At 71.3% G+C, this 20926-nt stretch carries 24 protein-coding genes and 1 pseudogene; 13 read left to right on the top strand and 12 right to left on the bottom strand.

What is annotated here, in order from left to right:
* Positions 1–14 precede the first annotated feature (14 nt).
* Genes dapF through miaA form a run of 5 tightly spaced genes read right to left on the bottom strand, consistent with a single transcriptional unit; the run spans position 15 to position 4793 of the window.
* Complete coding sequence (gene dapF / locus ABLE68_RS03930; RefSeq protein ID WP_348869913.1) at positions 15–824, bottom strand: diaminopimelate epimerase; 810 nt, start codon at positions 822–824, stop codon at positions 15–17.
* Entirely contained in the window at positions 817–1458 is a 642-nt protein-coding gene (locus ABLE68_RS03935; protein ID WP_348869914.1) for a pyridoxamine 5'-phosphate oxidase family protein, read from the bottom strand. Before ABLE68_RS03935 ends, dapF begins: the two co-directional genes overlap by 8 nt.
* Before the next feature lie 39 nt (positions 1459–1497).
* Positions 1498–3321 (bottom strand): gamma-glutamyltransferase, encoded by a 1824-nt coding sequence (gene ggt, locus ABLE68_RS03940; protein ID WP_348869915.1) that lies wholly within the window; start codon positions 3319–3321, stop codon positions 1498–1500.
* A gap of 18 nt (positions 3322–3339) precedes the next feature.
* Positions 3340–3867, bottom strand: coding sequence for a dihydrofolate reductase family protein (locus tag ABLE68_RS03945; protein ID WP_348869916.1), 528 nt, complete (start codon positions 3865–3867; stop codon positions 3340–3342).
* A complete protein-coding gene (miaA, locus tag ABLE68_RS03950) occupies positions 3864–4793 on the bottom strand; it encodes a tRNA (adenosine(37)-N6)-dimethylallyltransferase MiaA (RefSeq protein WP_348869917.1) in 930 nt (309 codons plus the stop codon). The genes ABLE68_RS03945 and miaA overlap by 4 nt, the downstream gene beginning before the upstream one ends.
* A gap of 18 nt (positions 4794–4811) precedes the next feature.
* Between miaA and ABLE68_RS03955 the strand changes: the two genes are divergently transcribed.
* From ABLE68_RS03955 to ABLE68_RS03970, 4 genes are read left to right on the top strand one after another with little or no spacing between them, the layout of a single operon-like run.
* Complete coding sequence (locus ABLE68_RS03955; RefSeq protein ID WP_348869918.1) at positions 4812–4994, top strand: hypothetical protein; 183 nt, start codon at positions 4812–4814, stop codon at positions 4992–4994.
* Positions 4987–5451 carry an NUDIX hydrolase gene (locus ABLE68_RS03960; protein WP_348869920.1) on the top strand — a complete coding sequence of 155 codons (465 nt, stop codon included), beginning with the start codon at positions 4987–4989 and terminating at the stop codon, positions 5449–5451. Before ABLE68_RS03955 ends, ABLE68_RS03960 begins: the two co-directional genes overlap by 8 nt.
* A 10-nt stretch (positions 5452–5461) precedes the next feature.
* Positions 5462–5722, top strand: a complete 261-nt coding sequence (locus ABLE68_RS03965; RefSeq protein WP_348869921.1) for a hypothetical protein — start codon at positions 5462–5464, stop codon at positions 5720–5722.
* On the top strand, positions 5719–5934 hold the full coding sequence (locus tag ABLE68_RS03970) for a hypothetical protein (RefSeq protein WP_348869923.1): 216 nt from the start codon (positions 5719–5721) through the stop codon (positions 5932–5934). Before ABLE68_RS03965 ends, ABLE68_RS03970 begins: the two co-directional genes overlap by 4 nt.
* Positions 5935–6057: 123 nt before the next feature.
* Here the strand turns inward: ABLE68_RS03970 and ABLE68_RS03975 are convergent, their stop codons facing one another.
* Both ABLE68_RS03975 and miaB read right to left on the bottom strand, forming a co-directional pair.
* Positions 6058–6732, bottom strand: coding sequence for a hypothetical protein (locus ABLE68_RS03975; RefSeq protein ID WP_348869925.1), 675 nt, complete (start codon positions 6730–6732; stop codon positions 6058–6060).
* 111 nt (positions 6733–6843) lie between these two features.
* Positions 6844–8307, bottom strand: coding sequence for a tRNA (N6-isopentenyl adenosine(37)-C2)-methylthiotransferase MiaB (gene miaB / locus ABLE68_RS03980; RefSeq protein ID WP_348869926.1), 1464 nt, complete (start codon positions 8305–8307; stop codon positions 6844–6846).
* Between the two features lie 64 nt (positions 8308–8371).
* Here miaB and ABLE68_RS03985 point away from each other — a divergent pair, with 64 nt between their 5' ends.
* Positions 8372–9859, top strand: coding sequence for a CehA/McbA family metallohydrolase (locus tag ABLE68_RS03985; protein ID WP_348869928.1), 1488 nt, complete (start codon positions 8372–8374; stop codon positions 9857–9859).
* A 3-nt stretch (positions 9860–9862) separates the two neighbouring features.
* On the opposite strand, the gene ABLE68_RS03990 is transcribed toward ABLE68_RS03985, so the two are convergent.
* Positions 9863–10324: a hotdog fold domain-containing protein gene (locus ABLE68_RS03990; RefSeq protein WP_348869930.1), complete on the bottom strand. Its 462-nt coding sequence runs from the start codon at positions 10322–10324 to the stop codon at positions 9863–9865.
* A 74-nt stretch (positions 10325–10398) separates the two neighbouring features.
* Here ABLE68_RS03990 and ABLE68_RS03995 point away from each other — a divergent pair, with 74 nt between their 5' ends.
* A complete protein-coding gene (locus tag ABLE68_RS03995; RefSeq protein ID WP_348869931.1) occupies positions 10399–11511 on the top strand; it encodes a TIGR03857 family LLM class F420-dependent oxidoreductase in 1113 nt (370 codons plus the stop codon).
* A complete protein-coding gene (locus ABLE68_RS04000; protein WP_348869933.1) occupies positions 11508–12518 on the top strand; it encodes a phosphotransferase family protein in 1011 nt (336 codons plus the stop codon). Before ABLE68_RS03995 ends, ABLE68_RS04000 begins: the two co-directional genes overlap by 4 nt.
* Before the next feature lie 272 nt (positions 12519–12790).
* On the opposite strand, the pseudogene ABLE68_RS04005 reads toward ABLE68_RS04000, so the two are convergent.
* Together ABLE68_RS04005 and ABLE68_RS04010 are read right to left on the bottom strand one after the other, a co-directional pair.
* A pseudogene (locus ABLE68_RS04005) lies at positions 12791–13639 on the bottom strand (PPK2 family polyphosphate kinase); the annotation flags it as partial.
* A gap of 1 nt (position 13640) precedes the next feature.
* Positions 13641–15374 carry a phospholipase D family protein gene (locus ABLE68_RS04010; RefSeq protein ID WP_348869936.1) on the bottom strand — a complete coding sequence of 578 codons (1734 nt, stop codon included), beginning with the start codon at positions 15372–15374 and terminating at the stop codon, positions 13641–13643.
* Positions 15375–15461: 87 nt separating this feature from the next.
* On the opposite strand from ABLE68_RS04010, the gene ABLE68_RS04015 reads away from it, so the two are divergent.
* Genes ABLE68_RS04015 through ABLE68_RS04040 form a run of 6 tightly spaced genes read left to right on the top strand, consistent with a single transcriptional unit; the run spans position 15462 to position 19787 of the window.
* On the top strand, positions 15462–16178 hold the full coding sequence (locus tag ABLE68_RS04015) for a phosphatase PAP2 family protein (RefSeq protein ID WP_348869938.1): 717 nt from the start codon (positions 15462–15464) through the stop codon (positions 16176–16178).
* Positions 16153–16911: a phosphatase PAP2 family protein gene (locus tag ABLE68_RS04020; RefSeq protein WP_348869939.1), complete on the top strand. Its 759-nt coding sequence runs from the start codon at positions 16153–16155 to the stop codon at positions 16909–16911. Before ABLE68_RS04015 ends, ABLE68_RS04020 begins: the two co-directional genes overlap by 26 nt.
* Positions 16912–16965: 54 nt before the next feature.
* Complete coding sequence (locus ABLE68_RS04025; protein WP_348869941.1) at positions 16966–17781, top strand: DUF1206 domain-containing protein; 816 nt, start codon at positions 16966–16968, stop codon at positions 17779–17781.
* Between the two features lie 13 nt (positions 17782–17794).
* Positions 17795–18739 (top strand): diacylglycerol/lipid kinase family protein, encoded by a 945-nt coding sequence (locus ABLE68_RS04030; protein ID WP_348869942.1) that lies wholly within the window; start codon positions 17795–17797, stop codon positions 18737–18739.
* A gap of 32 nt (positions 18740–18771) precedes the next feature.
* Entirely contained in the window at positions 18772–19614 is an 843-nt protein-coding gene (locus ABLE68_RS04035; RefSeq protein ID WP_348869943.1) for a patatin-like phospholipase family protein, read from the top strand.
* Positions 19611–19787 (top strand): hypothetical protein, encoded by a 177-nt coding sequence (locus ABLE68_RS04040; RefSeq protein ID WP_348869944.1) that lies wholly within the window; start codon positions 19611–19613, stop codon positions 19785–19787. The genes ABLE68_RS04035 and ABLE68_RS04040 overlap by 4 nt, the downstream gene beginning before the upstream one ends.
* Here the strand turns inward: ABLE68_RS04040 and ABLE68_RS04045 are convergent.
* Positions 19784–20137, bottom strand: coding sequence for a VOC family protein (locus ABLE68_RS04045; RefSeq protein ID WP_348869945.1), 354 nt, complete (start codon positions 20135–20137; stop codon positions 19784–19786). The two genes, ABLE68_RS04040 and ABLE68_RS04045, sit on opposite strands and share 4 nt — an antisense overlap.
* Entirely contained in the window at positions 20134–20892 is a 759-nt protein-coding gene (locus ABLE68_RS04050) for a trans-aconitate 2-methyltransferase (RefSeq protein ID WP_348869946.1), read from the bottom strand. The genes ABLE68_RS04045 and ABLE68_RS04050 overlap by 4 nt, the downstream gene beginning before the upstream one ends.
* Positions 20893–20926 lie beyond the last annotated feature (34 nt).

Below are 20926 nucleotides of genomic sequence, written 5' to 3' on the forward strand. Positions count from 1 at the left end.
GAGCATAGAACGGGTTACAGGTCGGTGGTCCCCCGGGCCACGACCACGGCCGGGCCGGTCATCAGGATCCGGTCGTCCTCGGTCCAGGCGATGGTGAGCGTGCCGCCCGGCAGGTCGACGCGGTACGTCGACCCCGGGCCGCGACCGTCGGCGACGGCGGCCGCCACCATCACCGCGCAGGCGCCGGTGCCGCAGGAGCGGGTCTCGCCGGAGCCGCGCTCGTGCACCCGCATCGCGACGTGGCCCTCGCCGCGGCGTACGACGAACTCGACGTTGACGCCGGCCGGGTAGACGGCCGGGTCGAAGACCGGCGACTCGGTGAGCGGACCGGCCTCGTCGAGCGAGTCGACGAACGCCACGGCGTGCGGGTTGCCCATGTCGACGTGCTGCGCCGGCCAGGACCGGTCGCCGACCGACACCTTCGTGTCAGCGAGCACCTTCGGCGCACCCATGTCGACCGTGAGCTGCCCGTCGGGCTCGACGGTGATGGTCTTGATCCCGTCGCGGGTCGCGACCGGGAGCGGCCGCGCCGGGTCGGCGAGGCCCTCCTGGAAGAGGTGGAGCGCGAAGACCCGGATGCCGTTGCCGCACATCTCCGAGAGGGAGCCGTCGGCGTTGCGGTAGTCCATGAACCAGTGCTCGCCGTCGCGGACGACACGGAGCACGCCGTCGCCGCCGATGCCGGCGCGCCGGTCGCAGAGCGCGCGGACCCGCTCGGCCATCTCCTCGGCGGACAGGTCGCCGTGGACGCTGCCGTCGTGGTCGGGCAGCAGCACGAAGTCGTTCTCCGTGCCGTGCCCCTTGAGGAACGGGTAGTCAGGCATAGAGGCCCTTGGTGTAGTTCTCGGGCTTGTAGTAGTCGTCGAGCTGCTCGACGGTCATCTCGTTGGGCTCGATCGCGGCCGCGATCACCGCGCGCCGCGGGACCCGCGCGTCCGGCGCCCAGGTCTCGGGCTTCCACAGCCCGGAGCGCAGGAACGCCTTCGCACAGTGGAAGAAGACGTCGTCGATGTCGACGACCAGGGCCAGCAGCGGCCGGTGGCCCTTGACCACCATCTCGTCGAAGAACGGCGCATCGACCACCAGCCGCGCGCGGCCGTTGATGCGGAGCGTGTCGCCTCGGCCGGGGATGAAGAAGTTCAGCCCGACGTGGGGGTTCTCGAGGATGTTGTGGTAGCCGTCGGCCCGCTTGTTGCCGGGCCGCTCGGCGATCGCGATGGTGCGCTCGTCGATCACGTGCACCAGCTGACCGGCCGGGTCGCCCTTGGGCGACGCGTCGCACTCACCGGTCGCGGACGACGTCGCGACCACGCAGAACGGCGACGCCGCGAGCCAGTCACGGTCGAGCTCGAGCAGCGCGGGCCGACCCTTGTCGCGGGCACGCGCGTTGGGCTCGCCGATCAGCTCGACGAGCTCGTCGACCGTGGTGATCTCGGTCCAGGCGGTGGTCAGCGGCACGCCTCCACGGTACGCCGTGGGGCGTGCCGACCCGGGTGATTAACGCGTGGGATGGACCACCATCGCCGAGCCGCCGCCCCGCCGCTTCGGCTCGGCCGCGACGACCACCGACCCGTTGCGACGGAACTCGATCGCGGTCGCGGCACCGATCTCGTGGGTGCCGGTGAAGGGATCCGCGTAGGTCTTCACGTCGTGACCGAGGGCGTCCAGGGCGTCGCCGTACTTCCGGGTGAACCTCGGCTCGGCGTCGTCGGTCGCCGCGTTGCGCTGGCTCACGCGCGGGGCGGCGATCGCGGCCGGCAGCGACAGGCCGAGGTCGAGCCGGTTCATCAGGATCTGCAGGACGGTGGTGATGATCGTCGACCCGCCGGGCGAGCCGACGGCGAGGTAGGGCTTGCCGTGCTGCAGCACGATCGTCGGCGACATCGAGCTGCGCGGCCGCTTGAGCGGCTCGATCCGGTTGGGGTCGTCAGCGGCGTACTCCGCCGTGAAGTCGGTCAGCTCGTTGTTGAGCAGGAACCCGCGCCCGGGCACGACGATCCCCGAGCCCCCGGTCTGCTCGATGGTGAGCGTGTAGTCGACGACGTTGCCCCACTTGTCGGCGACCGTGAGGTTGGTGGTCTGGGTGTTCTCGGTGTCGTTCGTCGTGGTCGGGCGGCTGGTGCCCTGGCCGCAGACGCCGTCGTACGACGAGACGTCGCCGGCATCGACCGGCTTCGTCAGCGTGTGGTGGGGGCGGATCAGGCAGGCCCGCTCGGCGGCGTACGTGTCGGACAGCAGGTCCTGGAGCGGGACGTCGACCTGGCTGGGGTCGCCGACGTAGGCACCCCGGTCGGCGAACGCCAGTGCGCTCGCCTCGAGGTAGTGGTGGAGCGCCTGGACGCGCGACATGGACGAGAGGTCGTAGCCCTCGAGGATGTTCAGCGCCTCGCCGACCGTGGACCCACCGGACGACGACGGGGCCATGCCGTAGACGTCGAGGCCGCGGTAGCGCGTGTGGGTGGCTGCCCGGTCCCGGGGCAGGTAGCGCTTGAGGTCCTTCGCCACCATCGAGCCCGGCGGGACCGGCAGGTCGGTCCCCGCGGTCGTCGGGGGGTGCTGCACCGCGTCAACGATCTCGTCGGAGAGACGCCCGTCGTAGAACGGCCGGGGGCCGCGACGGGCGAGCAGCTGGTAGGTATCGGCGAGGTCGGGGTTGCGGAAGGTGGAGCCGACCCGCGGCGCGTGACCGCCGCGCCAGTAGAGCTTGCGGGTGGAGGTGAAGGCGTTGAAGCGCACCTTGTTCTGCTGCACCTGGTCGTGGAAGGTCTGGTCGACCTTGAAGCCGTGGCGCGCGAGCGCCGCACCCGGAGCCAACGACGCCTCGAGCGAGCTGGTGCCCCACCGGTCGAGCGCGCGCTGCCAGGTGGCGAGCGTGCCGGGAACGCCGACGGAGACACCACTGGTGACCAGCTCGGGCGAGAAGTTGTAGGGCTTGCCGGTGTCCGGGTCGATGAACGCGTCGTGCTGCATCGCGGCCGGGGCGGTCTCGCGGCCGTCGATGGTCTGCACCTTGCCGGTCTTCGCGGAGTAGTGGACGAAGTAGCCACCTCCGCCGATGCCGGCGCTGAACGGCTCGGTGACCCCGAGCGCGGCCGCCGTCGCCACCGCGGCGTCGGTGGCGTTGCCACCGTGCTTCAGCACCCGGAGCCCGATCCGGGTGGCGTAGGGATCGACCGACGTCACGGCGCCCCCGAAGCCGCGCGCCGTGGCGGTCTTGGGCGGGCCGGGATCAGCGGCCGCGTACGCCGTCGTGCTGCTGCCGACGGCGACCACCGCGCTGGCGGCGAGCGAGAGACACAGGACCGATGCTCCGAGACGCATGCCTGGTCCCGTGCCCGGTCAGGCCGGAGGTGAAACCGAGTAGCGCGCGCAGAGGAACTCGCGGTTCTGCCCGTGCTCCTCGAGACGCAGCTCGATCCGGCGCGGCAGCAGGGGCGCGCCGCCGCCCAGCGTGACGGGGGCGTACTGCACCCAGACCTCGTCGAGCAGCCCCGCGTCGGCGAACTGGCCGACCAGGTCTCCGCCACCCATCAGCCAGATGTCCTTGCCACCAGCGGCTGCGGTCATCGCCGCGTGGACGTCGCGCACGTCGTCGGTCGTGATCGTCACGCCGTCGCGCGGCGCGAACTCCCGATGGGTGAAGACCCAGGTCGGGAGGCTGGAGTCCCAGGCGTCGCCCTCCTGGTCGAGCACCCACTGGTAGGTCGTGGCCCCGACCGCCGCCGCGCCGACCTCGGCCCGGAAGCCGCCGAAGTTCATGACTCCCTCCTGGTCGATGTCGCGGGTCAGCAACCAGGACAGCGAGTTGTCGGGGTCGGCGATGAAACCGTCGAGCGAGGAGGCGGTGTAGTAGACGGTCGTGGTCATGAGGTCAGTGTGGCCGCGACCGCCGACAGCGCCAGGTCGAGCCGCTCGGGGTCGTCGAAGCGCACCCAGACGATCCGCGGGTCCTTGCGGAACCACCCGTCCTGACGCCGGGCGAAGCGCCGGGTCGCGAAGACCGTGCGCTCGCGCGCCTCGTCGAGGCTGAGCTCGCCGGCGAGGTACGCCGTGACCTCGCGGTAGCCGATCGCGACCGACGCGGTGCGTCCCTCGGCCAACCCGTCGGCGAGCAGCCGCTCGACCTCGGCGACGAACCCCTGCTCGAACATCTCGTCCACCCGCTGCTCGATCCGGGCGTCGAGGGTCGGCCGGTCGATGTCGACGCCGATCTGGACGGTGTGCGGGTCGGCGTACTCCAAGGTCGGCAGCGAGGCGCTGTAGGGCCGGCCGGTGAGCTCGATGACCTCGAGCGCGCGGACCGTGCGTCGGCCGTTCTCGACCAGCATCCGGCCGGCGGCCTCCGGGTCCAGCTGTCGGAGCCGCTCGAAGAGGACAGCAGGACCGACCTCGGCGAGCTCGGCCTCCAGCCGAGCGCGTACGGCCTCGTCGGTCTGCGGGAACTCGAAACGGTCGAGGATCGCGCGGGTGTAGAGGGCAGACCCGCCGACGAGGACCGGCGTACGGCCGCGACCTCGCAGGTCCGTGACCGCGGCCCGCGCCCAGCCCTGGAACTCCGCCACCGTCGCCGGGTCGCGCACCGACATCGTGTCGAGCAGGTGGTGCGGGATCCCGCGGCGCTCGGCGGGCGGCAGCTTCGCCGTGCCGATGTCCATGCCGCGGTAGACCTGCATCGCGTCGGTGTTGACGATCTCGCCGTCGAGCTGCTCGGCGAGGTCGAGCGACAGCCCCGTCTTGCCGGCGGCGGTGGCCCCAACGACGGCCACGATCGGCACGTCGGGGGCTGGCGGCATGTGGTTAGTGTGGCAAACATGACCGCACCCGTGCCCGAGGAGAACGACGAGCCGATCGCGACCACCAGGAGCACGCCGCCTCCTGGAGAGCACGACAGCGAGCTCCCCGACGAGTCCGACGCGAAGCGTCCTCCCGGCGAGCAGGAGGAGAACGCGGAGACTGCGCTCGACGAGCCGTCGGACGGCTCCGGGGGTGAGTGACCACGGCCGCTTCGTGGTCGTCCCGGCGTCGTACGTCTTCCTGCTCCGCGACGGCGCCTCGGGGCTCGAGGTGCTGCTGCAGCTGCGCCAGAACACGGGCTACATGGACGACCACTGGGCCGCGGCGGCCGCCGGACACGTGGAGCAGGGCGAGACGGCGTACGACGCCGCGCACCGCGAGGCGCTGGAGGAGATCGGCGTGCGCGACCTGGACCTGACCTTCCTGACCGCGATGCAGCGCACCCGCCACGCGGCCGCGATCGACGAGCGGATCGACTTCTTCTTCACCGCCCGCTCGTGGTCGGGTGAGCCACGCATCATCGAGCCCGAGAAGGCCGCCGACCTGCGGTGGTGCGCACTCGACGACCTGCCCGATCCGGTGGTGCCGCACGAGCTGGCGGTGTTGACGGCGCTGCGAACGGGTACGACGACGGCGTACTCGACCCACGGATTCTGAGGAGACACGCATGTCCGACGACGACCTCGGCCCGATGCCCGAGCCGAAGATCGAACCGGGCGAGCCGAACCCCGGCGGCGCCGACGCGCTGAAGGAGGACCCGGAGTCCGGCGGCGCGATCCCCGATCTGACCCCCGACGAGAACCCGGCCATCGACGACCAGGTTCCCGACGAGGTCAAGGGCGAGGTCGAGGGCAGCGAGGACACCTCGACCAAGGCGACCCGCGACGAGGACGGCTCCGAGGAGACGGACAAGGAGTCCCCCGCATGAGCCCCGACGGCGAGATGGGCGTCAGCAGCGAACGGGTCGGCCCGACCGGTCCCGGTCAGCACGCGACCGAGGGCGTGCGCGACGCGTCCGAGAAGGACCGGTCACCCGACGCGGAGACCCCGCCCGAGCAGTCGGCCGGCGGCCCCGAGGACAACCCCGACGGCATCGAGCCCAAGGCCGGCTACTCCAGCAAGGACCCGCGCTCCGACTGATCGGCATCGTTGGTTGAGGAAGGACGAAGTCCTGTCTCGAAACCCCCTCAACCAACGCAGGTGGGTGGGCCGCGGGGGTAACGAGTGCGGTCGCTGCGCAACCTCCTCGACCAACGAGGCCGCCTACGGGCAGCTGGCCGCAGCGACGTCGATCGAGAGCACCCGGCGACCTGCGGCGGTGACGGCCACGTGCGTGGACCGCTCCGTGGGCACCGACAGGTAGTAGTTGGTCGACGACGCCGGCCGGACGGTCAGGGACGCCGACGAGGCGCCGTACGACGACTCGACGGTGTAGGCGATCCTGTCGTCGCTGGTGGACCGGTTGTCGAGCACGATCTGGGCGACCGAGTCCTTGCCGTGGCACGACACTCCCCCGAGCGAGGCCTTGGGCTTGACCGTCGCGACGTAGCAGGACGCCAGCGCCGCGACGGTCGTCGAGAGCCGCAGCTCCCCGCGACCCATCTCGGGGACCCGGACCCGCACCGAGGCCGTGGTGCGCTGCGGGACGGACACGGTGACGGACTTCCTCCCGTGCGCGGGGACCCAGACGTAGACGGTGGGGTCGGCGAAGCGGTCGCCGTCGCGGACGACCTTGAACTGCACGCGGCGGGCCGACCGCGTGTTGTCGAGGACGATCGTGCGCCGCGTGATGCCGGTGGTCGCGGTCTTCGTGCAGGTGCGGTGGCCCGCCATGCTCGCGCGGGCGTCGTAGCCGGTGGCCGCGGTCGTGGCTCCGGCGGTGGTCAGCAGGGTGGCGACGACGCCGAGGACGGCGGTCGCGGTCGAGATGGTGCGCATGAGGGTCTTCCTTCTCCCGAGGTGACGTGACGGGCGTCAGCCTCGGCAACCCCCACGCGGCGGGCAATGCGCTTCCCGGGACCTGTGGACAACACGCTCAGGGAGCGTGCGTCAGCGTGCGGGGACGCCGATGCTCGGCATGCCGAGCGACACTCCGGGCGAGGCGACGGGTGCACTCCCCGGCTCCTGAGCCTGTCGAAGGGCCCAGGCGTCACCCGAGCGGGTCCGGCGTACGTCGGAGGCCGGGCCGTCCGCGACCAGGTGGTGCGGAGCGGCGTACGTGATCTCGACGGTGACCATGTCGCCGGGTCGGGGCTGCGGGAGCGCCGGGTCCCACGCGAAGTGCACGAGCCGGTTGTCGGGCCCGCGGCCGGAGAGCCGGTGCGTTGCCTTGTCCTTGCGGCCCTCGCCCTCCGAGACCATCAGCTCGACGCGTCGACCGACGAGCTTCTTGGCCTCCTCCCACGCGACGTCGTCGACCAGCGCGGCGAGCCGCTGGTAGCGGTCCTTCACGACCTCGGGAGAGACCTGGTCGTCGAGCGTGGCGGCGGGCGTGCCGGGTCGCTTGGAGTACTGGAACGTGAACGCCCCCGAGAACCGCGCCTCCCGGACCACGTCGAGCGTGGCCTGGAAGTCCTCCTCGGTCTCCCCCGGGAAGCCCACGATGATGTCGGTGGTGATCGCCGCGTCGGGCATCGCCGCGCGGACCCGCTCGATGATGCCGAGGTACTTCGCCTGCCGGTAGGACCGGCGCATGTCCTTGAGCACCTTGTCGGACCCGGACTGCAGCGGCATGTGCAGCTGGGGCATCACGTTGGGCGTCTCGGCCATCGCCTCGATGACGTCGTCGGTGAACTCCGCGGGGTGCGGGCTGGTGAAGCGCACCCGCTCCAGCCCCTCGATGTCACCGCAGGCGCGCAGCAGCTTGGAGAACGCCTGCCGGTCGCCGAACTCGACGCCGTACGCGTTGACGTTCTGGCCCAGCAGCGTGATCTCGGAGACCCCCTCGGCGACCAGCGCCTCGATCTCGGCCAGGATCTCGCCGGGGCGGCGGTCCTTCTCCTTGCCCCGCAGCGCCGGGACGATGCAGAACGTGCAGGTGTTGTTGCAGCCCACCGAGATCGAGACCCAGGCGGCGTACGCCGAGTCGCGCTTGGTCGGCAGCGTCGACGGGAAGACCTCGAGCGACTCGAGGATCTCGACCTGCGCCTCCTCCATCACCCTCGCGCGCTCCAGCAGGACCGGCAGCGAGCCGATGTTGTGGGTGCCGAAGACGACGTCGACGTACGGCGCCTTGGCCGTGATCGTCGAGCGGTCCTTCTGCGCCAGGCAGCCGCCGACGGCGATCTGCATGCCGGGGTTCGCGGCCTTCACCGGCGCCAGGTGGGAGAGGTTGCCGTAGAGCTTGTTGTCGGCGTTCTCGCGCACCGCACAGGTGTTGAAGACGACGACGTCTGCCTGCTCGTCCGCAGGAGCGGCGACGTAGCCCGCGTCCTCCAGCAGCCCCGTGAGCCGCTCGGAGTCGTGGACGTTCATCTGGCACCCGTAGGTGCGGACCTCGTACGTGCGCGTCATGACCGGAAAAGGGTACGGCGGTCTCCACCACGGACCGAAAACCTGGGGTTACGCTGCCGCCACCATGAGCACCCACCTCAACCGACGCGCCCTCCTCCTGGCCGGCGCCGGCACGTTCACGACCGCCGCCCTGCTGACCTTCCAGCCGGCGGTCGCCGGCACCACGTCGTCGCAGGTGTTCACGGGCAAATTCACCGACCCCGACGGCCCGGACTGGGTCTACCTGCCCTTCGACGTGCCGGCCGGGGTCAACCGGATCGACGTGTCCTACACGTACACCCCGGTCCACACGCCGGTCGGCCTCAGCTTCAACGTGGTCGACATCGGCATCTTCGACCCGTCGGGCAAGGGCCTCGGCAACATCGCCGGCTTCCGCGGCTGGTCGGGCGGCGCGCGCAGCTCGTTCACCCTCGCGGCGACCGACGCCACGCCCGGCTACCTCCCCGGCCCGATCACGCCGGGTCGCTGGCGGATCGCGCTCGGGCCCTACCAGATCCAGAAGCCGGGCACGCCGTACGAGGTCAGGGTGACGCTGACCTACGGCGAGCCCGGGGCGACCGCGGTCGCCAACCCGGCGCCGCGCGCCGTCGAGGGCACGGGAGCCGGTTGGTACCGCGGCGACCTGCACGTCCACACCGTCCACTCCGACGGCTCTCAGACCCAGGCCGACGTGCTGCAGTACGCCGCTGCCGCCGGCCTCGACTTCATCGGGACCTCCGAGCACAACACCAGCTCGGCGCAGTGGACGTGGGGCGACTACCTGGTCGGCGACTACGCCGACTTCCTCGTCATCGCCGGCGAGGAGGTCACCACGCGAGCCGGCCACTGGCTCGCGACCGGGCTGAGGAACACGAACCCCAAGCGCACCTGGGTCGACTGGCGCTACCGCCCCGAGGACCACCAGCTGAAGCGCTTCACCAAGCTCGTGCGCGACCAGGGCGGCCTCTCGATCGCCGCCCACCCCTACCAGCTCGGCGGCGGCATCACCTGGGAGTTCGGCTACGACTTCGGGCAGATGGACGCGATCGAGGTCTGGAACGGCCCGTGGAGCGGGCTCAACGCGGTCGCCAACGGCCGGGCCGTGACCCAGTGGCACAACCTCCTCGTGAAGGGCGTCTTCAAGCCCGCGGTCGGCAACTCCGACACGCACAAGCAGAGCCAGCAGATCGGCCTCGCGCAGACGGTCGTGCGTGCGGAGTCGCTGTCGGCGGACGCGATCATCGCGGGCTACCGCGGTGGCCACTCCTGGATCACCGGGTCGTCGGCGGTCGGGCTGACCTTCACCGCGTCGCTCGGCGACGTGACGGGTGAGTGCGGCGACCGGGTCCGGAGCAGGGCCACGGACCAGGTCGGCGTCCACCTCGAGGTGACCGGTGTCGACGGCGCGGTCGCGACGCTGATCGGTCCGAAGGGCGTGCTCGCGACGGCTCCCGCCGTCGACGGGACGATCACCCTCGACACGACCGTGAAGGGCGGGACCGCGTTCATCCGGGTCGAGGTGAAGGCCGGCAGCACGATGGTCGCGCTGACCAACCCGATCTTCCTCGCCTGAGGATCACTTCCGGGGCGTGACCCACAGCCGGATGACGCCCTCGACCACCACGGTCCCGTCCGCGAGCCGACCGCGGACGCGGACCGGGAGGTCAGGGTCCTCAGAGGTCCACTGCGCGGCGTCGGTCTCGGCGGTGCAGGTGACATCGCCTGCGGCCTTGGCCGTGTAGGAGACCTCCATCCCCTTCGGGATCCAGCGCTTGTCGGCCGGGATGGACGCCTCGGCGAGCGCGCCCATGGCCGCCTCGAGGCCGTTGCACAGCGCGATCGCGTGCACGGTGCCGAGGTGGTTGTGCACCCGACGCCGGTCGGGGATCAGCAGCTCGGCGCGGTTGGGCTCGATGGTCAGGAACCGCGGTCGGATCGAGGCGAAGTACGGCGCCTTCTGCGCGAACAGCACCGAGTAGATCCGGCTGCCCAGCGGCAGCCTGCGGGTCTTGTTCCACAGCGTGAGTACCTGGCTCATACCGCGACATTACCCATTGGTAACTTCGACGCACACCTGACGCGTGTCAATTCTGCCTGCTAGCGTCCGCGGCTGTGACCGCCACCACGTCTCCCCCGGACGGACAGGACCTCCCCGAGCTCGGTTGCTACGGGCTGGCCGGTCACTCCGCCTCACCGCGTGACCTGCTCGCCGAGGTCCGGCTCGCCGAGCGCCTCGGCATCGGGTCGGTCTTCCTCTCCGAGCGCTTCAACGTCAAGGACGCGGCCGTGCTGGCCGGTGCTGCCGGCGCGGTCAGCGAGACCATCGGCATCGCCACGGCGGCGACCAATCACAACACCCGCCACCCGCTGGTGACCGCGACGTTCGCGACGACGATGCACCGGCTGACCGGTGGCCGCTACGCCTTCGGGCTGGGTCGCGGCTTCGACCTGCTCTTCGACGTGATGGGCGTCCCGAAGATCACCGGCGCCCAGATGGAGGACGCGATCGGGATCTACCGCTCGCTCTGGCACGGCCAGGCCGTGATGGGTCATGACGGCCCGGCGGGCCAGTTCCCCTACCTCAACCAGGACAGCTCCTTCGACGAGGACATCCCGGTGCTGATGATGGCGATCGGCGGCAAGACCCTCGAGCTCGCCGGCCGGGTCGCCGACGGCGTCGTGCTCCACACCTTCCTCAGCGACGAGACGCTCGCCCGCTCGGTCGCCACCATCCGCCGCTCGGCCGAGGAGGCCGGGCGCGACCCGGCATCGGTGCGGATCTGGGCGGTGCTCGCGACGGTCGAGGAGTCCATCGGCGAGGAGGCCCGGCTGCGCAAGCTGGTGGGTCGGCTCGCGACGTACCTCCAGGGGTACGGCGAGGTCCTGGTGCGCGCGAACGGCTGGGACCTGGCCGTCCTCGAGAGGTTCCGCACCGACGACCTGGTGGTCGGCTACCCGGGCGCCTTCGACGCCATCGGCACCACCGAGGAGCTGACCCACCTGCGCGACGACGTGCTGCCCGCCGAGTGGCTGGCCGCATCGGCGACCGGGACCGCCGCCGAGTGCGCGACCCGGATCCAGGACCAGCTCGACGCCGGCGCGGACAGCGTCATCCTGCACGGCGCCACCCCGATCGAGCTGTCACCGGTGATCGACGCCTGGCGCGAGATCAGGCCGACCGACCAGCTCGCGGGGCTGCCTACCAACCCGGGGCGGTCCCGATGATCCTCGAGGACCTCACCGCCGACTGGCTCGGCGGCGTCCTGGGCCGCGACATCGACGAGCTCACCGTCGAGCAGGTCGGCACCGGCCAGATCGGGACCTGCTTCCGGCTCCGCTTCGGCGCGGACGAGACGGTGCTCGTCAAGCTGCCGCCGCCCGACACGTCCGCCCGCGACATGATGGCCGGCGCCTACCGCGGCGAGGTGCGGTTCTACCAGCGGGTCGCGTCGACGGTCGCGATCCGTACGCCGGCCTGCCACCTCGCGGAGATCGCCGACGACACCGGCGACTTCGTGATCGTGCTGGAGGACCTGGCGCCGGCCGAGCAGGGCGACCAGATCGCCGGCTGCACGACCGCCCAGGCACGCGACGCGGTCGTCAACCTCGCCGGTCTGCACGGCCCTCGTTGGTGCGACCCGTCGCTGCAGGAGATCGACACGCTCTCGGTCAACGACCCGGAGTCCATCGAGCTGTTGCTGGCGATGTGGGAGCCCACCGCCGACCTCTTCCTCGACGGGCTCGGCGACCTGATCCCAGCCGAGGACGCCGCGACCATCCGCGGGTGCGGGACGGTGATCGACCGCTGGCTGCTCGCCCGCTCGGACCGCTACGGGCTCGTGCACGGCGACTACCGGCTCGACAACCTGCTCTTCCCGCCCGACGGCAGCGACGGCGTCGTCGCGGTCGACTTCCAGACCCTGAGCCTCGCCCTGCCTGCGCGGGACCTCGCCTACTTCCTCGGCACCAGCCTGACGGTCGAGGACCGCCGGACCCACGAGCGCGAGCTCGTGGCTGCCTACCACCAGGCGCTCACGTCGTACGGCGTGCAGGACTACTCGCTCGAGGACTGCTGGGACGACTACCGGCTGGCCATGATCCAGGGACCGCTCGTGTCGATCTTCGGCTGCGCCTACGGCACCCGGACCGAGCGCGGCGACCGGATGTTCACGGTGATGATCGAGCGCTCCTGCGCGGCGATCCGCGACCTCGACACGTTCGCGCTGCTGTAGCGCACGCGTCAGCCGTCGCCGCGGTCCTCCAGCAGCTCGACCTTCTGCTTGCGGGTGCGCTGCAGGTCGAGCATGTCAGCCGCCGCGGACGCCGCGGCCTCGGCCCGGCGGGCGTCGGCCTCCGCGTCCGCCAGTGGGTCGTCGTCCTCACCCACGGTGCCGGCGCTCGCCGCCTCCTCACGGACGCGACGGTCGTCCTTGACCGCCTTCTTCACCTGGCGGTCGGTCTCCCGGAGCGAGGCCTGCAGGGCCCGGGTGCTCATCGTGGCGGCCAGCTCACGTCGCTGGACCTCGGGGTCCCACCGCACGGTGGGCCACTCGGGATCCATCGCGACGAGCGTCTGGGTGAGGATCTCCGTGATCGCCAACCGGGCGTACCACTTGTGGTCGGCCGGGATGACGTACCACGGCGCCTCCTCCGTCGACGTGCGCTGGAAGACGTCGGCGTACGCCGCCTGGTAGTCGTCCCACTGCCTGCGGGTCGGGAGGTCGTTGCTGCTGTACTTCCAGCGCTTGTCGGGTCGGTCGAGCCGCTTCATGAGCCGCAGGCCCTGCTCGTCGTGGCTGACCATCAGCCCGAACTTGAGCACGGTGACGCCGGAGGCCGCGAGCTCGGCCTCGAAGGCGTTGATCTCGTCGTACCTCTTCTCCCAGACGTCGGGCGGCACGATCTCGTCGACCCGGGCGATCAGGACGTCCTCGTAGTGCGACCGGTCGAAGACGCCGATCATCCCCGGCTCGGGGAGCGCCTTCTTGATCCGCCAGAGGAAGTGGTGCTTCTGCTCCTCGTCGGTGGGCGCGCCGAACGAGCGCAGCGCCACGCCCTGCGGGTCGACGTGGCTCATCACGTGCCGGGCGACCCCGCCCTTGCCTGCCGTGTCGAGTCCCTGGACCACGACCAGCAGGGAGCGCTTGCCCCCTGCGTGGCCCTCCGCGAAGAGCCGCTCCTGGAGCTCGCTGAGGAGGTCTCCGCGGTCCGCGGCCAGCTTCTTCGCCGCCTTCTTGCCGGCCCGCCACCCAGGAGTGGCGTCGCGCTCGAACGTGTCGAGGTCGAAGTCCTTCCCGGCCTCGAGCAGGTCGCGCGGGTCCTCGCTCCACGGACCGTCGGTTCGCTTGCCCATCTCAGTTCCCCTCACCAGGTCGCGGGCGACCGTCCGGATCGAACACCAGGTCGTACAGGCGTGGCGCCCAGCGCAGCTGCGTCGGGGTGAGCTCGGGGACCGACAACCGGCGCAGCTGCCCGGGCGGCCGCTGGCGCTCGTGGAGCGCCGCCGCGAAGGCGGCGGCGCGACCCTGGACCCGTCGGCGCCGGAAGTCGTGTCCGGGGAGGTGGCGGCTCAGCGAGCCCGGCACCGGGACCGGGCGCCGCGGCCGCTTGTCGGCCAGCAGTCCGCGCACGCCGGTGCGTCGGTCCCGACGCCCGCCGCCGTACCACTCGTCGAGCGAGTCGGCGCAGGCCACCAGCGCGTCGAACAGCTCGTGGGGGTCCTCCGGCACCTCGGCGGGCGTGCACCCGAGGTGCTCGGCCACGAGGGTGCGCAGCAGGACGCGCGGGAAGGAGTCCTCCGGCGCCGGTCCGTCGAGGTCGCCGCGGTCGTCGACCACCGTGCACGCGATCTCGCTGTCGCTGGTCCACGAGCGTCGGTTGAGGTTGTCGGATCCGACGCTCGCCCACCGGTGGTCGATGATGCAGGTCTTGGAGTGGACGTAGACCGGCAGGCCGGCCTCGTTGGTCAGCCCGAAGAAGGCGACCCGGTCGCCACCGGCCTCGAGGATCCGTCGCATCGCGAGCGCCCGTCCGTAGAGCTGCGGCACCTCGACGGCGGCGCCCTCGCGGTCCGGGACCATCGGCAGCACGACGACGAGCCGGAGCTCCGGCTTCTCGCGCAGGGCCTTCGCGAAGTGCTCACCCACCTCCTCGGACCACAGGTACTGGTCCTCGACGTAGACGAGCCGGTCCGCCTGCGCGATCGCCTTCGTGTTGCCCAGCATCACCGACCGCTCCCCCTCGGGCGCGAAGTCGTAGGACTTGGGGTAGATCACCGGGAAGGTGCGCAGGATCTGCACGACGTCGTGCCCGTCGGCCCGTGCGGGAGGCGGCGGCGCCTGCTCCCCGAGCGGCTCCGGCGAGAGGTCCTCCCGGTGGACGAAGCTGGACAGGAGCCGACCCGGGTTGAGGGTCAGCGGGGTGCTGTCCTCCCACCGCTCGCGGAACGTCGTCTCGACGTCGTGGACCGCCGGGCCCTGGATGGCGACCTGGACGTCGTGCCAGGCCGGCGTCGGGCCGTAGGCGCGCGCCATGTCGACCGGCTGCCGGTCTCCCTGGTGCTTCGCGTCGTCCCGGCGCCCGTTGCACAGGTCGATGCCGCCGACGTAGGCGACGTCGCGCGACGGGTCGTCGAGGTGCCGAATGACCACGAACTTCTGGTGGTGCGCGCCACGCGTGCGGACCCTCATGTCGCGCAGGCACTGCCCGCCGACCGCGCCGATGTCCTCACCCAGTTGACGGTGGCGGTGCGCGCTGAAGCCCAGCCGGTGCCAGTGCGAGCGCCACAGCAGCCCGCGCACGTCGACCCCGCGGCGTACGGCGTCGACCAACGTGTTGTTGAGCGTCGACCGGGGATCGTCGGTGAGCTGCTGGTCCGGGTCGCCCTGCCAGTCGGCGAAGTAGAAACGATCACCCGCGCCCAGAGCACTGATGCGCTCGTAGAGGTCGGCGAAGTAGTCGCGACCGTGCACGAGCGCGCGCACCGAGTTGCCGGCACTCCACGCGGCCCCGTCGGGGTGCACTGCATCGACGACCGTGTGCGAGTTCTCCCTCTCGTCGCTGCTCAGCAGCCACTCCCTGACCTCCACGGCGCAGAGTCTGCTCCCGGGGGACCACTCCAAACCTCAACGGTTGAGCGGGTTTGCGCCCCTCGCCAGGTGCACAAGATGGGTCTCATGGAGGGGTACCCGAGTCGATCGCGCCGTCTGGTGCGCGCCGTTGTGTACGGCGTGCTCGTGGTGATCCCGCTCGCCGCGCTCGCCTACCTCGTGCGCACGCAGTTCGGTCCGCTCATCCGTCTGGACCAGCACGTGAGCGTCACCGCCACCGACTTCGCGCGTTCCCACCCGGGGTTCCGCTCGTTCGCGGAGACCTGGGAGCTCATCAGCCAGCCGTGGGTGGTCTACGCCGTCCTCGGTCTTCCGGTCTGCGCCTTCGCCTACTTCCACCTGCACCTGCGGACCCGTGCGCTGTGGGCCCTCGCGACGATGGCGACCGGATGGGCGGTGGCCGTCGTGCTCAAGGAGCTGGTGCAGCGCTCCCGACCGGCGATCGAAGACCCGTTCTCGACCCACTCCGGCTACTCGTTCCCCTCCGGCCACGCCACCAACAACGCGATCGTGATCACCCTCGTGCTGCTGCTCCTGCGCCCCGCGCTCGGCACGACGTCACGCACGGTGCTGCTCGTGGTCGGCGCCCTGTGGGTGCTGGTGACCTGTGCGGATCGCCTCGTCATGGGCGCGCACTACCTGTCCGACGTGATCGCCGGCGTCGTGCTCGGCTGCGGGCTCTGCCTCGCGTCGTACGCCGGCTACCTGGGTTGGAGCCCTCCGACCACCGACACCCCCAGCAAGAAGGAGTCCCTTGATGGCGTTTCTCACCCGGTGGGATGAGGACCAGTCTCGCCCCCAGCTGAAGGGCGCGGGCCGTGACCTGGCCGTGCGCGTGCTGCTCCCGATGACGCTGTGGTGGCTGGTCGTGCTGGCGATCGGCTGGGCGATCACCGACGGACCGCTCAAGCAGCTCGGCACCCGGGAGGAGCGGTTCAACAAGTGGTTGGCGTCAGGGCGGACGTCGCTGCTCAACGACATCACCCTCTTCTTCTCCTGGACCGGCGCGACCGTGAGCATCATCGGGGTCTGCGTGGTCGTCGTCGCGATCGTGTGGTGGCGGACCAAGCAGTGGTGGTTCGCCGTGGTGCCGCTGATCGCGATCTCGGCCCAGGCGCTCGTCTTCTTCTTCACCACGCTCCTGATCGACCGCGAGCGACCCCACGTCGAGAAGCTCGACGACTCACCGCCGACGTCGAGCTTCCCGAGCGGGCACACGGGTGCCGCCACCGGCCTCTACTTCACGCTCGCCCTGATGGCGCTGCGGATCAAGAACCCGACCCTGCGCGCCGTCGTCGTGACCGTCTGCCTGCTGATCCCGGTCTGTGTCGGCTCCGCACGGCTCTACCGCGGCATGCACCACATCAGCGACGTGCTGGTCGCCATGGTCAACGGCCTGATCGCCGGCGTGCTCGCCTGGGGATGGCTGCGCCGCGACCCGGCCCGGCACGACGGGGCGAGCGACGAGCGCCAGGAGGCCGGACGACGGTCAGACCAGCCCGTCGCGCAGGACTGACGACACCCCACCAGGGGTAAGGACCCCGTGGGAGCGGGAGACATGAGGGAGACCATGGCACAGCAGAACATCTCGACGAACGCGCAGCAGGCGGGCGCGACCGCCAAGGGAGCCGCGCGCAAGGCCGGCGACCACCCCGTGGTCGAGTGGGGTGCGAGGCTGGGCTACGCCGCCAGCGGAGTGCTGCACCTCATCCTGGCCTGGATCACCCTCCAGATCGCACTGGGTGGCGGCGGCAAGCAGGCGAGCCAGTCAGGAGCGCTGGGCACCGTCGCTCACCAGGCCTTCGGTCAGGTCCTGCTCTGGGTGCTGGTCGTGGGCTTCGCCCTGCTGACCGTGTGGCAGGTCACCGAGGCGATCACCCAACGGGAGGCCTTCGACAAGGCGAAGGCCGCCGGCAAGGCGGTCATGTACGTCGCGCTCGCGTGGACGTCGTTCAAGTTCGCCATGGGGGGCCACACGTCGAGCAACAAGCAGACCCAGGACTTCACCCGCACCCTCATGGATGCACCCGCCGGGCGCTTCCTGGTGGGGCTGGTCGGCGTCGGCATCATCGGCGTCGCGCTCTACCACGTCTACAAGGGCTGGAAGAAGAAGTTCCTCGAGGACCTCCAGGAGCACCCCGGTCGCGGGGCGGAGATCGCGGGGCGCGTCGGTTACATCGGCAAGGGCATCGCGCTCGTGGCCGTCGGCGTGCTCTTCATCGTCGCCGCCGTCAAGCACCACGCCGGCAAGGCCACGGGTCTCGACGGCGGGCTCAGGTCACTGCGCGACCTGCCGGCCGGCACCGTGATCCTGATCGCGATCGCGCTGGGGATCGCGGCGTACGGCGTCTACTCCTTCGCACGCGCTCGCTACGCGCGGGTCTGACCCGAGGACCGTCATGGAGACCGAGTCGAAGATCGTCGTCATCGTCAACCCGACCAAGGTCGACGCGGACGAGGCGCGCGGCACGTTGGCGGAGGTCGCCGAGTCGGCCGGCCTCCCCGCACCGACGCTCGTCGAGACGACCGAGGACGACCCCGGGTTCGGGCAGACCCGCGAGGCACTCGCGGGCGGCGCCACCCTGGTGTGCGCCCTCGGCGGCGACGGGACCGTCCGCGCGATCGCCCAGGAGCTGGTCGGCACCGGCGTACCGCTCGGACTGCTGCCCGGCGGCACCGGCAACCTCCTCGCTCGCAACCTCGGGGACGGCGTCGACTCGCTCGAGGACGCGGCGCGCGCCGCCTTCACCGGTCGCGACCGCAGCATCGACGTCGGCTGGCTCGTGCTGGACCCCACCGCCGAGCAGCGGGAGGGCATTCCCTCGCCTGCCGACAACGTGCACTGCTTCACCGTGATGGCCGGCCTCGGGTTCGACGCCCAGATGATGGAGGACGCTCCCGAGGGCGTGAAGGACAAGGTCGGCTGGGCTGCGTACGTCGCCAGCGGTGGCAAGCACCTCACCGACCCGCCCTTCGGGCTCGACCTCACGATCGACGGCACGGGAGCCACGTCCGGCAAGACCCGGACCGTCGTCGTGGGCAACTGCGGCGAGCTGACCGGCGGCATGGAGCTGCTGCCCGACGCCGTGCTCGACGACGGCCTGCTGGACGTCGCGACCGTGAGCCCGGAGAGCCTGACCCAGTGGATCGGGGTGGCCGCCCGCGTGCTGGCCAAGCGGGACGACGGCCCCCACCTGGAGCGGTTCAGCGGGCGCGACATCACGGTCGACGTCGAGCCGGCCCAATTGTGCGAGGTCGACGGTGACGTCCTGACCGAGGCGTCCACGATCAGGTTCGTGGTGCAGCCGGGCTCGCTGGTCGTGCGCGTCGGAGACGCCGGCTGAGGGCGTCCCCGCACACCCAGTAGCGTCGCCGCATGACTTTGCGACGTGGACTCGTCCTCGGTGGCGGCGGCATCACCGGCATCGCCTGGGAGACCGGACTGCTCTACGGCCTCCAGGAGCTCGGTGTCGACGTGACCGTCGCCGACGCCGTGGTCGGGACATCGGCCGGCTCCGTGGTCGGCGCCCAGATCACGACGGGCATCTCGCTCGAGGACCTCTTCGCCTACCAGGTGTCGAAGCCGAAGCCGGCCAAGCTCGCGAGCATCAGCCCGCTCGTGATGGTCGGCTTCGCGCGGGCGCTGCTCCGGGCTCGGGGCGACCTCGAGGGCTTCGGCCGCCACGTCGGGCAGTGGTCCGCGCGCCGGGCGGCCGCGGGCAAGCTGTCCAGCGTCGAGGAGCGCTTCGAGGCGATCCGCGAGCGGCTGCCGATCCAGGAGTGGGGGCCGGGCGAACGGCTGCAGGTCACCGCCGTCGACATCGAGACCGGAGCGCTCCGGGTCTTCGACGGCACCGACGGCGTCCCGCTGGTCTCTGCGGTCGCGGCGAGCTGCGCGGTGCCGGGCGTCTACCCGCCGGTGCCGATCGACGGGCGCAGCTACGTCGACGGCGGCGCCCGGTCCGGCTCGAACGCCGACCTGCTCGCCGACTGCGACCGGGTGCTCGCCTTCACCCCGGTCGACCGATCGATCGGCCCGCTGAAGGCCGCCGGCGAGCTGCTCGGCTCGACGCCCCACCTGGTCGTGTCGCCCGACGAGGGCTCCGTCGCCGCGATCGGCAAGAACGTCCTCGACCCGGCCCAGCGGGCCGCCTCCGCCCGCGCCGGTCGGGCCCAGGCCGAGGTCGTCGCGCCGCTGGCGAAGGAGATCTGGTCGTGAGCAGGCGTCGGGTCAACGGAGGCCTGCTGGCCGTCGCGATCGCCTGTCTGGTCCCGGTCGCGTGCGGCGTCGTGCTGATGACCTACGACGGCGGCGCGGCCCTCGGCCTGGCCCTGATCGGTTTCTTCGGGGCCGGCGTCTTCGTGCTGGGCCGCAAGGCGTTCACGGGCTAGCCGAGCACCTCGACCCGGTTGCCGTGGGAGTCGTGGGTGTGGAAGCGCTCGAAGCCCGGGAAGGTGTGGCGCTCGCGCCAGTCGACCTCGAAGCCGAGGCTCTCGAGCCGGGCCGCGACCGTCGCGAGGTCGTCGACGACGAGCGCGGGATGCGCCTTGCGCGCGGGGGCGAAGGGCTCCTCGACCCCGAGGTGGATCTCGGCCCCGCCGCTCCTGAACCACGCGCCCCCGCGCGCCTTGAGGTCGTCGGGCTTCTCGACCTCGGTCATCGCGAGCCCGTCGACGTAGAACCGCCGGGCCGCGTTCTCACCGCCGCGCGGGCACGCGACCTGGACGTGGTGGAGCCTCATGCCGGCACCTGCGCCACGACGAAGATCCGGCGGAACGGCAGCACGACGCCGTACGCCTGCTCGGGGTAGGCGGTCGCGAGCCGCCGCTTGAACTCCGCCTCGAACTCCCCGCGCAGGTCGCCGGGCAGCGCCTGCAGCGTCGGCCGCGCACCGGTGCCGGAGACCCAGGTGAAGACCGGGTCGGGGCCGGTGAGGACGTGGAGGTAGGTCGTCTCCCACGCGTCGACCGTGCACCCGAGCGCGGCGAGCGCCGCGAGGTAGGTGGCGGGGTCGTGACTGCTGGGCACGGCGACGTCGCGGGTGTGCGCGGCGTACGGCGCCTCCGCGGCGAGCTCGGCCCGGATCGTGTGGCTCGGCTCGTCGAAGTTGCCGGGGACCTGGAAGGCCAGCCAGCCACCCGGACGGACGCTCGCGACGAGGTGCGGCAGCAGCTCGAGGTGGTCCGGCACCCACTGGAGCGTGGCGTTGGAGACCAGCACGTCGACCGAGCCCGACCACTGGCGGAGGTCCCCGACCTCGAACCGGATGCGCGGGTCGTCCGCCGCCGCGACCATCTCCGGACTGGAGTCGAGGCCGGTGATCGCGGCGCTCGGCCAGCGGTCGGCGAGCAGGCTCGTGAGGTTGCCGGGACCGCAGCCGAGGTCGACGACCGTGGCCGGCGAGGAGGCGTCGATCCGGCCGACCAGCTCGACGAAGGGGCGGCCGCGCTCGTCGGCGTAGGTGAGGTAGCGATCGGGGTCCCAACGGTGGCTCATGCCGACCATCGTGCGCCCGCATTTATCTTGATGT

The sequence above is a fragment of the Nocardioides pollutisoli genome (genome assembly GCF_040045055.1).
GTDB lineage: Bacteria > Actinomycetota > Actinomycetes > Propionibacteriales > Nocardioidaceae > Nocardioides > Nocardioides tweenelious.